Source organism: Streptomyces sp. NPDC055243, assembly GCF_044544025.1.
Lineage (GTDB): Bacteria > Actinomycetota > Actinomycetes > Streptomycetales > Streptomycetaceae > Streptomyces.
The window spans coordinates 23,412-35,895 of record NZ_JBITWR010000009.1 but is presented as its reverse complement, the minus strand read 5'-3'; the positions used below and the strand labels follow the sequence as shown (position 1 = coordinate 35,895).

Sequence of the window (12,484 nt, the reverse complement as noted above, 5' to 3'; positions counted from 1 at the left end):
GTGCTCCTGCGTTCGTGCCGGTCGGTCGATGCGGGGGGCTTCGCATCGTATGCGGGGCACGCGCGGGAGACTGAAGAGGCACATCGGGCGACATACGACGCGCTCTCGGCCCCGGAGCGGACCGGGTCGAGGACCCGAAGCCCTTCCCCGAGGACGAGAGCGCGTACGGAGCGGAGCGGCTCAGCTCAAGGCCTGTGGCCTAGAACTGCAGCCCCCAGGAGTCGATCTTGCCGACGTCCTGCGCCGCGTTGTCACTCACCCGCAGCTTCCACGTCCCGTTGGCCGTCTCGGACGACGCGTTCACCGTGTACGAGGTGTTGATGTCGTCCGAACTGCCGCCGGTGCCGTAGCCCTTCAGCGTGTACGCGGTGCCGTCGGGCGCGATCAGCTGCACCTGGAGGTCACCTACGTAGGTGTGCTTGATGGCGACCGGCACGCTCAGGGCGGCGGGGGCGTTGCCCGCGACGCCGCTCACGGTGACCGGCGATTCGACCGTGGCGTTGTCGCTGATCGCGAAGTCGGTCGTGTTTTCGAACTTGGGGCCCGGAGGGTTCGTCGAGCCGGGACCCACGTTCAGGAGGCGGTTGGGCGAGCCCGTCCCCGGGCTGGTGACGACGCCCGTCGATGAGGCGCTGACCAGGGCCGCGGACACCTGCGCCGGGGTCGCCGTGCGGTTGTCCGCGAGGTAGAGCGCCGCGGCGCCCGCGGTGTGCGGGGACGCCATCGACGTACCGGAGATGGTGTTCGTCGCGCTGTCGCTGGTGTTCCAGGTCGAGGTGATGGACGAGCCGGGCGCGAACAGGTCCAGGACGCTGCCGAAGTTGGAGTAGCTCGCCTTGGCGTCGGTGTTCGCGGTGGCGCCGACCGTGATGGCCTCGGTCACGCGCGCGGGAGAGCGCGTCGAGGCGTTGACCGACTCGTTGCCGGCCGCGACCGCGAAGGTGATGCCGGACGCGATGGAGTTGCGTACGGCGGTGTCCAGGGCGCTGTCGGCGCCGCCGCCCAGCGACATGTTCGCGACGGCGGGCTTGACCGCGTTCTGGGTGACCCAGTCGATGCCGGCGACGACCTGCGCGGTGGTGCCCGAGCCCTGGTTGTTCAGGACGCGGACGCCGACGATCTTCGCCTTCTTGGCGACGCCGTGCAGGGTTCCGGCGACGGTGCCCGCGACGTGCGTGCCGTGTCCGTGGCCGTCCTGCGCGGTGTTGTCGTTGTCGATGGCGTCATAGCCGTACGAGGCGCGTCCGCCGAAGTCGCTGTGGCTGATGCGGACTCCGGTGTCGATGACGTACGCCGTGACGCCCTCACCGGCGGAGTCCGGGTAGGTGTAGGAGTTGTTCAGCGGGAGCGTCTTCTGGTCGATGCGGTCCAGACCCCAGGACGGCGGGTTCGGCTGGGTGGCGTCGACCGTGAAGGTCCGATTCTGCACGACGGAATCGACCGCCGGGTCGGCTGCGAACTTCTTGGCCTCGGCCGCGGAGAGCTCGACCGCGTAGCCGTTGAGCGCCTTCTTGTACGTGCGCTCGATCTCGGCCCCGTACTTCGCGGCCAGGGCCTTGCCCGCCTTGGAGCCCGCCTTCGCGGCGTCCTCGTCGAGGCTGACTATGTAGCTGCCCGGTATCGCGCCGGGGGCTCCGGCGTTCTCGATCGTGCCTTCGGCCTGACCCGGCTGGGCGGTCGCGGGGAGGGCGGAGACGACGCCGAGGGCGAGGGCCGCGACCGCTGTCGCGCTGATCCCGGCCAGTCTTCGGCGGGTATGACGCATCACTGCCATCTGAGGGGTCCTCCTCAATAGGTGGTGCGCTGGTGGGGGATGGTGCCAGAAGTGCCAGAGGTACTGGTGGCGCTGGTGGTGCCCACACGCACGGAGGCAAAAGGCAGGGACATGTCAAGAACCCCGCCCACTCTTGCCCTCGTCGGGACGAAAGATTGGCGGATCCATAGGAATCCCACAAGAGCCAGGACCGGACGTAACACGACCGCCACGCACCCGCCATGACACACCGGTCCCAACCGGCCGAACTAGCCTGCCCGCATGACAGCATTGCCGGATTGTTTCTGCCCCACCGACGGAACGCGGGTCCCCGCGGGCACCCTCGCCTGGTGCTGCCCCGTCTGCCGCGGCCCGCTCGACCTGGACTTCTCCCCCAATCCCGCAGCGCTGAAATCCCTGAACGGAAGGGTCAATTCACTGTGGCGGTACGCGGAGTCCCTGCCGCTGCCCGTCCCCGCGTTCTCGCTCGGCGAGGGCCGCACTCCGCTCGTGCCGCTGGATGGCGCGATCTCGGCCAAGCTCGACTTCCTGATGCCGACGCTCTCCTTCAAGGACCGCGGCGCGGTCATGCTCGCCGCGCTCGCGCAGCGGCTGGCCCCGGAGCGGGTGATCGCCGACAGCAGCGGCAACGCCGGCACGGCGATCGCCGCGTACTGCGCGCGGGCCCGACTGCCCTGCACGGTGTACGTCCCCGAGGGCACGTCGGCCAAGAAGCTGGAGCAGATCGGCGCGCACGGCGCACGGCTCGAAGTCGTCCCGGGCGGCCGCGAGCAGACGGCGCAGACGGCACGGAAGGCGGCCGACGAACCCGGCGTCTTCTACGCCTCGCACGTCCACAACCCCTACTTCCTCCAGGGCACCAAGACGTACGTCCACGAGCTGTGGGAGGACCTGGGCGGGCGCCTGCCGGACGCGCTCGTCGTGCCCGTGGGCAACGGCACCCTGCTGCTCGGCGCGGCCCTCGCGGTACGGGAGCTGCACGCGGCGGGCCTGATCGCGAAGGCGCCCGCGCTGTACGCCGTGCAGGCAGCGGCGGTCGCCCCGCTGGCCGAGGCGTGGCGCACGGGCGCCGACGAGCCCCTGGGCACCACCCCGGCGGCACCCACCCTCGCGGAGGGCATCGCGATCCCCCGGCCGCCTCGCGCACGGCAGATCCTGCGGGCGGTGCGCGGCTCGGGCGGCGGCTTCCTCACGGTCACGGAGGACCAGATCCGGCACGCCCAACTGGATCTGGCGGGGCGCGGCTTGTACGTGGAGGCGACCGGCGTCGCGTGCTGGGCCGCCGTACGGGACGGCGCGCTCGGCGAACGCACGGCGGTGGTTCCCCTGTGCGGGGCGGGTTTGAAATCAGGACTCGCGAGCGCTTGAAAACCGCCCACGGCACCCACCGAACCCGACACCCGTCCGCTACGTAACACTCACGGCGGGTGCGGCGAAGAAGGCCCCAATTCGAACGAACTGATCGTTGACGCAAGGAAGTTGGCATCCAACGACCGATGGTCACGGCTGTGTCCTGCTCATGGCCGGAGGCCTGCCCTGAGTCGGACAGGGGCCGTACGCTTGTCGCCACCATCGATATGACGGTGCCGCACCATCGATACATGAGTGCTGACTGCTGACTGCTGGTGGCGATCGGGAGGTCACGGGGGTGGAAGGGCGCAGCCCGGCAAGGGTTCGCAACGAATTGGTCGCCGACATCGTCGACGTACTGCAGGAATCGAGCACGGTACGACAGGAGAACAGCGCCGATCTATGGGTGCGCATGCTGAGCGACGAGCTGGAATCCCCCCTGGAGCCCTTGCGCAACGCGGCACTGCGGCCCTGGCTGCTGAACCTGGTGGAGCGCTGCGCGGAGGTCCCCGACGGGCTGCCGTGTCTGGTGCGCTGCCTGAAGTATCTGGAGCAGCAGTCTTCCGCCATTCTGTCGCTGCTGCGCCTGGTGGACGAATGGGAGGCCGTGGACTTCTTCGACGGCGCCGACCTGCACCCCTTGCAGCCCGTCCTGCGGGACATGCGCTCATCGGCCGAACTCGCCACGCTCGCCCGGCGGGCCAGCCGTTCACGCACCCAGGAGTTGCCCGCGTGGTGCGACTCGGGATGGGCAGTCTTTCTACGACTGGCCGGCGGCAACTCCGCCGCGAAGGAACTCCCCGTGAGCATGGCGTTCCTGGCCCTGGCCGCCGATCGGCTCGTGGAGGACGGACAGATGGAGGCAGCGGAGGAACTGCGTCGCTGGAACCGTCAGCAGGCCAGGACGTGGGGGCTCGAGGAGAAGATGACCGACTGGCAGCGCAGCGGTATCGCGCTGCAGGCGCCGCCGCCCATGGTGCCCGCTTATCTGATGATCCAGTTCGAGCCCGACGGAGTGGATCCCGACCGCTATTTCCTCTCGCACTGGCGCCAGTCGGACGCCGAGGGCTGGCATCCCGTACCGGGCGAGACCCTGCACCTGCACCGCGACGACCTGCCCGCCGAGGTCGAGGTCCTCATCGAGCAGACCGAGGAGCGGTGGGCGGACCTGAGACAGCCGGTCGTCCTGGAATTCATCCTCCCGTGGGAATTGCTCGGGGAACCGGTGGAGTGGTGGCACAAGGAGTCCTCGTCCTCCGCACCGACGCCTCTGGTGATGGACTACTCCGTCCTGATCCGCAGTTTCGAGCGCCTGCGCAAGGCCGCCTGGCACCGGCCCTGGCACAAGAAGTGGCGTCAGCTCAAGGAGCAGCCCGCCGACAGCCATTCGTACTTCAACCGTCCCGGCCAGTCGCACTTCCACCTGGAGCGCGAGCTGAAGGAGGACGACCACGCGGTCTGTCTGGTGCTGAGCCAGCCCCCGGGCACCGACTCGGCGGCGAGTCACCAGGAGTTCATGGCGGGCCTGCGGGCGGGGGTGCCCGCGATGATCTGGCACCGGGGCGACTGCGGGGACCCGGCGTTCAAGGAAGCGGTCGCCGAGATGGTCCAGGACAGGGGCCTGTCCAGTCTGGTGTCGCGCGCCGGAAATTGGCGCAAGGAAGCCCTGGCGCTGGGACCCGAGGGCTGGGACAACCACGTGGGGCGCCATCTGGCGATCCTGCTCGACGATCCGGAACGCAGACCCGGGCCGCCCGGCCCCGACCGTGCGGCGGTGACGACTTGACCGGGCCCGCCGGCCACATGTCCGTGAACCTCCCGCACACGGCGAGAGGGGGTGCCGCGCCGTGAACGCGCCGGCCTCCACTGCCGTACGGCCGTCTCCCGCAGGGCGCACGCAGCGCCCCGCGGGGAGCTTGACGTTCTCCGCCGGAGGCACGGCTTCCGCCGCCGGACGCGTGACTTCTAGCACGTTTTCCGTGCGCCCCGGCCCATGCCGCCGTACCCCCTTGCTTGCAGTGCGGGCGCACTGTCACGCTGCGCTTGTGGATGTCACGCACGCCCGCGCTCTGCGGGACTCCGCACAACTGTCCTGGCCGCCACGACGCCTTGAGGGCGCATATGCATGACGACGGAGGACAGCGGCAGGGACCGGCAACGCGGGCACGTCGTGAGGCCGCGTCCGTTCTCGGCCGACTCGGCCGTGCGCGGCCAGGCCGGTCGGGCCGACAGGAGCGCGCCGAAGCGGTCCTCGTCATCGACGGTCACGTGACGATGAAGGTCTGGGAACAGGCGGTCGACGACCTGGTCGACGAGCTGAACCGCGAAGGCGACTTCACCCGCGTGCGCGTGGTGCGCCTGCGCCGGACCGACGAGACCGACCCCACCCGCCTGAAGCCGCAGGAGAAACTCGCCGACACCGGGGCCGGCGGGGACACGCGCCGCGTGGTCCTCGTGCTCACCGACGGCCTGGCGGCCGGCTGGCGCTCGGGCGCGGTCATGCCCCTGCTGCGTGCCTGGGGGCGCAACTGCCCGGTCGCCGTGGTGCACGTGCTCCCCCAGCAGTTGTGGTTCCGCACGGGTCTCGACGTCTGCCGGGTGCGGCTGCGCGCCCCCCGCGCCTGGGCGGCCAACGCCGACCTCGACTGGGAGCTGCGCGAGGCCCCCATCGAGTCGCGCGACCCGGACGAACCGGAGGTCGAGGGGGACACGGTCCTCGTGCCCGTCCTGGCCCTGACCAACCGCTGGGCCGAGGCCTGGACCCGGCTCGTCACGGACCCCGAGGCACAGTGGCTCGAGATGTCGGCGGTCCGGGCGCGCGAGTGGAAGCGCAGGCCCGACGCCGCCCGCGCCCTGCCCTGGACGGACGACGTCCCGGACCCGCGCAGCACGGTGCCCGCGTCCGAGCGCGTGTCGGACTTCCGCGCCGGAGCCTCGCCCACGGCTTTCACCCTGGCCACACGCTTATCCGCCGTCCCCTTGAGCATCCCCCTCATCCGCAAGGTCCTGGAGACCACACCGGGAGCGGGCCCCGCGCACGCCTCGGAGCTCCTGATGAGCGGCCTCGTCCGGCCCAGTGGGGAACAGGGCGACGACATCACGGACGTGGCGTTCTCCTTCGCCCCCGACATCCGCGAGGAGCTGCTGGCGCTCGGCCGCCGCAGCGACACGGCCCGGATACTGCACGACGTGCGCGCACTGCTGGCGGGTGACGGCACGGAGACCGCCTCGCTGCTCCCCTCCCCCGCCGAACCCCTCGACACCCTGGCCATGCCCCGGGTGAACAGCCGCAACATCGGCTTCCTCCGCGTGGAACTCGCCGCGCTGAGAGCACTCTCCGGACGATTCATGCAGCGCGCCGCCCTGCTGGCAGGGGTACTTGGCTGGCACGATCGTCGGTACGCAGTCAGCCTGGAGAAAAGCGGAGGAACCTCTGTCTCTCGGCCCGATCCTGAAGGAGCATCGGCGATGTCGACTACGCCCCAGCAAACGGTGGAGGGGGACCGCACTTCACAGCCGCGCGTCTGGGGAAACCTGCCGCCGAGGAACCCCAATTTCACCGGCCGCACAGAGCTACTCGAACTGCTCGGCGAGCGCTTGCGGGAGGGCACGACCACGGTCCTGCCCGAGGCGATCCACGGCATGGGCGGCGTGGGCAAGACCCAGCTGGCCATCGAGTACGCGTACCGGCACCAGGGCGAGTACGACATCGTCTGGTGGATTCCCTCCGAGCGGCCCGGTCAGATCGGCCAGGCCCTGGTGGAACTGGCCGGGCGCCTGGGCCTGGAGACCAGCACCGAGGCGAACATCGCGGGTCCCGCGGTGCGCGAGGCGCTGCGCGAGGGCCGCCCCTTCTCGCGCTGGCTGCTGATCTTCGACAACGCCGACAACCCCGAGCAGGTACGCCACTACTTCCCCACCGGGGGCAACGGCACGATCCTGGTCACCTCCCGCAACCGGCGCTGGGGCCTGGTCGGCGGCTCGCTCGAGGTGGACGTCTTCACCCGCGAGGAGAGCAAGGAACTGCTGCGCCACTCCGGGCCGCCCCTCCAGGAGGACGAGGCCGACCGCCTGGCGGAAGCCCTGGGAGACCTGCCGCTGGCCCTGGAGCAGGCCGCCGCGTGGCGCGCCGAGACGGGCATGCCGGCGTCCGAGTATCTGCGCCTCTTCGAGAACAAGCGCACCGAGCTCCTGGAGACGTCTCCGCCCCCGGACTACCAACTGCCGGTCGCGGCGGCGTGGAACGTCTCCCTGGACCACCTGGAGACCCGCAGCCCCTCGGCCCTGCGCCTGCTCCAGCTCTGCTCGTACTTCGCGCCGGACCCGATCTCGCGGTCCATCTTCTCCGGCCTCGGGAACAGCAGCATCTTCCCCGAGCTGGACGCGACGCTGAACGACCCGATGCGGCTCGCGCGCGCCATAAGGGAGGTCAACCGCTACTCCCTGGCCCGCATCGACCACCGTACGAACTCCATCGAGATGCACCGCCTCGTCCAGCTCGTCCTGAACAACCGCATGACCCCCGAGGAACAGGTCCGCATGCGTCACGGCGCCCACACCCTGCTGGCCGCCGCCGACCCCAAATCTCCGGTGTCGCCCGCCAACTGGCCCCGGTACGCGGAGCTGTACAGCCACGTCATCGCGTCCGAGGCGGTCAAGTCGGACCAGCCCTGGGTGCGCCAGCTCGTCCTGAACGTCGCCCTGTACCTCTACCACTGGGGCGACCACGACGTGGCGCTCGACTTCTCCGAGCGGGCCTGGGCGACCTGGCGGGAGGTCTTCGGCGAGGAAGACCAGATGACGCTCATCATGGGGCAGAAGCTGGCCTTCTTCTACTGGAGCGTCGGCCGCCACCGCGAGGCCGCGGCGCTGGTGGCCCAGATCAGGGAGATCTACGAGCGCACGGCCCCGACCGACCGTGAGGACGCGCGCGAGGACGCCCTGGACGCGATCAACCTCGAAGCGGCCGTGCGCCGCGTCGAGGGCGACTTCGCCCTCGGCGCCCAGCTGGACGCCACGGTGTACGAGCGGGCGCGCAGGGCCTTCGGCGAAGAGGACCCGACCACCCTGAACACCGCGCACAACCTCGCGGTGAGCCTGCGTCTGATGGGGGACTACCGCCAGGCGTTCGAACTGGACCAGCAGACCCTCACATTGAAGCTGCGGGTGCTCGGACAGGACCATCAGCAGACGCTGCACACCGAACTCAACGTCGCCATCGACATGCGCGAGACCGGCGACTACGTAGGCGCACGCGCCCGGCAGGAAGCCGTCCTGAACGCCTACCGCGAGGTCTTCGGCCGCGGCAACCCCGCCACGATCGAGACGATGCGCCAACTCAGCGAGGCCTGCCGCAAGGAGGGCGACCACGCCAAGTCCCTGGAGCTGGCCACCGACGCCAGCGCCCGCTTCACGCGCCGCTACGGCGACACCCGCCCCCAGTCGCTCTCCGCGGCCCTGACGCTCTCCATCGCGCTGCGCGAGAACGGCGACCTCGACGCGGCGCGCGAGCGGGGCGTCAAGGCCTGCCGGGTCTACCGCGACATCTTCGACCCCAGCCATCCGCACGTGCTGGCCGCCGACATCGACCTCGCGGTGACGCTGCGGCTCCTCGGGCAGCCCGACGAGGCGCGCCGGCTCGACGAGGCGGCGCTCTCCTCCCTGACCGAGCGGCTCGGCCCGGGGCACCCCATCGCCCTGGCCTGTGCCATCAACCTGGCCAGCGATCTCGCCGCGCTCGGCGACGAGGCGGCGGCCCGCGTGCTCGGCCAGGAGACCCTGGAGCGCTGCCGGTTCACGCTCGGCGAGGACCATCCCACCACGCTGGCCTGCGCCATCAACCTGGCGGCTGACCTCATCGCCCTGGGCGAGGAGGCCGACGGCAATACGTTGCGGGCCGACACACTGGCGCGGATGGAGCGCGTGCTCGACGAGCCCCGGCTCCGCACGGCGACCGCGGCTCCGCACCCGGCCACCGTCCAGGCCAAGGCGGGACAGCGGGCCAACTGCGACATCGACCCCGTGCCGCTGTAGGCCGCAGGGGCGGGGGCCCGCGCCCTCGCCCCGCTAGCTCTCCTGCGCCTCGCCCCGCCCCAGCCAGCGGGCCAGCTCGACCGGGTCGGCCCCCTGCCCCGTGACGTGCTCCAGCGCGCTCTGCACGGCGCAGGCCCGTTCCGGGAAGTGGCGCAGGAGACGGGACGCGTCCCGGAGCTCCGGCGTATCCGCGATGGCCCGCCCCAGCCCCGCCCAGGCGGCGGACGGCGGCTGCTTCCCGCCGAGTTGGGCGAGGAAGGCCTCGCGCGCGCCCGGCAGGTCGCCCCGCGCCAGGAGGAGGTCGGCTGCGCAGGCACCCTCGACCGCGCTCGGGTCGGCCGCGGGGTCACCGAGGCGGTAGCGGGCCAGGACGGCCGCGGTGTCGAGGTAGCGGGTCTCGGCGTCCGGGACCAGCTTGGGCCGCACGGCGAGCGCGGCGGGAGGCCGGTCCGCGCCACGCCGCCAGGCCCAGACGGCGTCCTCCACGGCTGCCGCGGGCGGCCGCAGATGGTGCGCGCGCCAGCGGGCGCGGTGGTCGTCCGCCGCCTCCTGGGCCAGCGCGAGCTCGGGGGGCAGCACCGGCTCGGCCATCCACTGGAGGCATCGCCCGCGCAGCGCGCCGAGGAGCCGCCGCCCCAGGGCGGTCAGGTGTTCGTGGCGGTGGACGAGCTCCACGGTGGACGACACCTGGGCGCGCCACAGCGCGAACTCGAAGTGCGCCATCGGAGCCTGCGCGGCATCGGCCGCATGCCGGTGGACGCACCAGAACCGGGCGACGCCCGCGAAGGCGTAGATCCCTTGGAGCAGCCCGCTCAGCGGCCGCGGATCGTCCCGCCAGGGAGCGTAGAACAGCTGCTCGCGGGCCCCCTTCGGGGCCGGTGGCGCGCTCAGCGGCCCCAGATGGATCAGACCGCCCAGCTTGGTGTGCTGGAACTCGTGCACCAGCGTGGCCGCGAGCTGCGCCACGTCGTCGGGCCGCGACGCCATGACGCCGCCGAACGCGTCCCCGGCCGTGACGCTGTGTGGCCGATACCTTTCCCTGGCCGGCGTGGGGGCCAGCGACATCAGCCCGACACGCATCGCCTCCGCGCTCTCCGGCTCGTCGCGCCGCAGGATCTCCCACGCGTGGCTGATGAGGTCCTGCCAGGTGCGCGCCTCGGCGGCGGACAGCAGGCGGGGCGGGCTCGGGTGCGGGAAGGTGCGGTAGGGGTCCAACTCGTCGAGCACCAGGAACTTCCCCGATCCCGTGCCGTCCAGTTCGAGGCGGCGCACCGCGTGCCAGCCCGGCGCGGCCCGCGACCACGGGGGGCCTGCCGTCACCGTCTCCCGGCCGCCGGTGATCCGCAGCAGTCCGTCCCGCGCCTGAACCTGCGCCGTGCCCCACGGCTCCGTCGCCTCCGCGAGCACCGCGCAGCCCAGGGTGGGCAGCGGCACCCGGCCGTGGCGGACCGGAACGGTGAGGGTGAAGTCGAGGCCCGCGCGGGCGGCCGCCGCGGCGGCCAGCGCCGACAGGTGCCCCACGACCACCCACAGGGGTGCGTCCTCGTAGGCCGTCGCGCCCCGCATCCTGCGCAGGGCGAGCGACAGCCACATGCCGGTGTGCGGGCACATCAGGATGTCCTCGAAGGCCTGCGGCGCCTCCCGCTGGGCGCGTCCGAGCAACGACCAGGCCGCTCCGTGCGACATGGGGTCCGTCCCCGCGGGCTGCGCCGGGTCGCCCCCGCTCAGGCCGTCGGCAAGGGCCCGCAGGAGCAGCAGGCGCCGGCTGCGCTCTGCGGTGAGGAGCTCCTCCACGGCCGCTCTGCCGCCCTCGCCCCGCGCGAGCGCGAGGACGCTGGGCGCCGAAAGCCGGTGGAACGTCAGGCCGTTCGCTGCCCCGCGGCTATCCGCCATGGGTGCTCCACGGCGCGCACACGGCCGCGGCCGTCCCGGCCGCTCCCACCGTGTCAGTCGAAACGGGAGGGGCTGTACGACATCGTGACGGCGCGGGCGTCGTCGATGTGGCGCAGCAGGGGCTCCAGCGACCCGGCGATGGCACTGCCGTCCATGGAAAGCAGCGCTTCAAGAGAAACCCCCGAGAGATCTACGAGATCGGACTCGACGGCAGGCATCGATTGCTCCACGGCTGCCAAGTCCCCTCCCGCGATTCCGTGCATGCGCAGTCCCTTTCCCCCTCATGATGACCCAGCACGGCACGCTGCGAAACCCCGCATCCGAGCCGTGCCCGACATCAAGTCAGCAGTAACGCTTGGCCAGTTGAGCTGCTTCACGGTCGACGCGTGCTACTTCCACCGACCGCCCCTCCAGGAGACGGACGGTCTCCAGGAGCTGATCGAGTGTGCCCCGGTAGCGCAGACAGGTGCGCACGATGCCGTAGATGTCCATCCTGAGCCGGGAGTCCCGCGGCCGGTTCGCGGCGATCTCCGCGTCGATGCTGGAGAGCACCAGACCCAGGCCGTTCGCGTCCCCCAGCGAGGGGATCTCCACCAATGCGTCGACCAGTCCCACGAGTTCACGCAAGGGCAGGTCAGAGGGGAGATCGGCCAGGCTCGCGGGGACCGTCGCACCCTGCGGACCCGCCGCGGAAGCCAGCCCTCCACGCACGGGCAGACCGGCCTCCCGGTGGAGCTGTTCCAGCGCGGCCGACGAGAGCACGTCGTACCAGTGCTCCACCCTGCTGGCCGCGAGCCGCCCCAGCCCGTCCGAGCGGTGGTGGGCACTGATCACACCGATCACCGCGCCGCCGGACCAGACCACCGCGCCGGACATTCCCTCCCAGGGGGAACGCCCGGGTTCGGGGTCCGCGCGCGGTGCGAGAACGGCCAGTTCGAGTGTGCCCTCGCGGCGGTTGGACAGCACGGAGACGGTCCCCGAGGCATGGCAGGAGTCGCGGTACTGACTGGGAGCGCCGTCGTCGAGAAGCCGCATGCCGTCGTCCCGCAGCTTGAAACGGGGAAAGCCCATCGCGCTGACGGGCAGCACCACATCGGTCTCGGGCACGGCCGCGTAGCGAGGACTCCCGACGCTCCCGGCGCCGGGCGGCGTCGTCATGGTCTCCGTCGTCATGATCTCGAGGAGCGCGACATCCGCGGCCTCGGCGAGCAGCACGACGCGTACGTCGGCGCTCCACTCCCCCGACAGATCGGCGTCGAAGCGCACCCGCACCGATGCCACGGGACCGGTGACCACATGCGCGGCCGTCAGCACGGTCCTGTCCCCCACGCGGTATCCGGACCCGCGCCGGCCGGGCTCGCGGCCCTCCGTCTCCACCAGCACCTCGGCGACCCGCGACGCCTCAAGACCCCCTGGAACCGACATGAGGGCCGG

General features: G+C 71.4%; 7 protein-coding genes. 3 read left to right on the top strand and 4 right to left on the bottom strand.

Annotation, left to right across the window (positions count from 1 at the left end; genetic code table 11):
- Window positions 1-199: 199 nt before the first annotated feature.
- On the bottom strand, window positions 200-1,774 hold the full coding sequence (locus ACIGXX_RS25395) for a S8 family peptidase (RefSeq protein ID WP_399979057.1): 1,575 nt from the start codon (window positions 1,772-1,774) through the stop codon (window positions 200-202).
- A 261-nt stretch (window positions 1,775-2,035) separates the two neighbouring features.
- On the opposite strand from ACIGXX_RS25395, the gene ACIGXX_RS25390 reads away from it, so the two are divergent.
- From ACIGXX_RS25390 to fxsT, 3 genes are all read left to right on the top strand, one after another.
- Window positions 2,036-3,142: a threonine synthase gene (locus ACIGXX_RS25390; RefSeq protein WP_399979054.1), complete on the top strand. Its 1,107-nt coding sequence runs from the start codon at window positions 2,036-2,038 to the stop codon at window positions 3,140-3,142.
- 316 nt (window positions 3,143-3,458) lie between these two features.
- The gene (locus tag ACIGXX_RS25385; RefSeq protein WP_351163352.1) at window positions 3,459-4,910 is read left to right on the top strand and encodes a hypothetical protein; all 1,452 of its coding nucleotides are present in this window, start codon (window positions 3,459-3,461) and stop codon (window positions 4,908-4,910) included.
- A gap of 263 nt (window positions 4,911-5,173) precedes the next feature.
- On the top strand, window positions 5,174-9,157 hold the full coding sequence (gene fxsT, locus ACIGXX_RS25380; protein ID WP_399979049.1) for an FxSxx-COOH system tetratricopeptide repeat protein: 3,984 nt from the start codon (window positions 5,174-5,176) through the stop codon (window positions 9,155-9,157).
- Between the two features lie 33 nt (window positions 9,158-9,190).
- On the opposite strand, the gene ACIGXX_RS25375 is transcribed toward fxsT, so the two are convergent.
- From ACIGXX_RS25375 to ACIGXX_RS25365, 3 genes are all read right to left on the bottom strand, one after another.
- Complete coding sequence (locus ACIGXX_RS25375) at window positions 9,191-11,050, bottom strand: HEXXH motif domain-containing protein (RefSeq protein ID WP_399979046.1); 1,860 nt, start codon at window positions 11,048-11,050, stop codon at window positions 9,191-9,193.
- Window positions 11,051-11,103: 53 nt separating this feature from the next.
- Window positions 11,104-11,289 carry a hypothetical protein gene (locus ACIGXX_RS25370; RefSeq protein WP_351163344.1) on the bottom strand — a complete coding sequence of 62 codons (186 nt, stop codon included), beginning with the start codon at window positions 11,287-11,289 and terminating at the stop codon, window positions 11,104-11,106.
- A 103-nt stretch (window positions 11,290-11,392) separates the two neighbouring features.
- The gene (locus ACIGXX_RS25365) at window positions 11,393-12,475 is read right to left on the bottom strand and encodes a trypsin-like peptidase domain-containing protein (protein WP_399979043.1); all 1,083 of its coding nucleotides are present in this window, start codon (window positions 12,473-12,475) and stop codon (window positions 11,393-11,395) included.
- Window positions 12,476-12,484 lie beyond the last annotated feature (9 nt).

Bases quoted from the DNA above. Each gene is read 5' to 3' on its own strand.
- ACIGXX_RS25395 (WP_399979057.1), bottom strand. From the start codon at position 1,774: ATGGCAGTGATGCGTCATACCCGCCGAAGACTGGCCGGGATCAGCGCG.
- ACIGXX_RS25390 (WP_399979054.1), top strand. From the start codon at position 2,036: ATGACAGCATTGCCGGATTGTTTCTGCCCCACCGACGGAACGCGGGTC.
- fxsT (WP_399979049.1), top strand. From the start codon at position 5,174: ATGTCACGCACGCCCGCGCTCTGCGGGACTCCGCACAACTGTCCTGGC.
- ACIGXX_RS25375 (WP_399979046.1), bottom strand. From the start codon at position 11,050: ATGGCGGATAGCCGCGGGGCAGCGAACGGCCTGACGTTCCACCGGCTT.
- ACIGXX_RS25365 (WP_399979043.1), bottom strand. From the start codon at position 12,475: ATGTCGGTTCCAGGGGGTCTTGAGGCGTCGCGGGTCGCCGAGGTGCTG.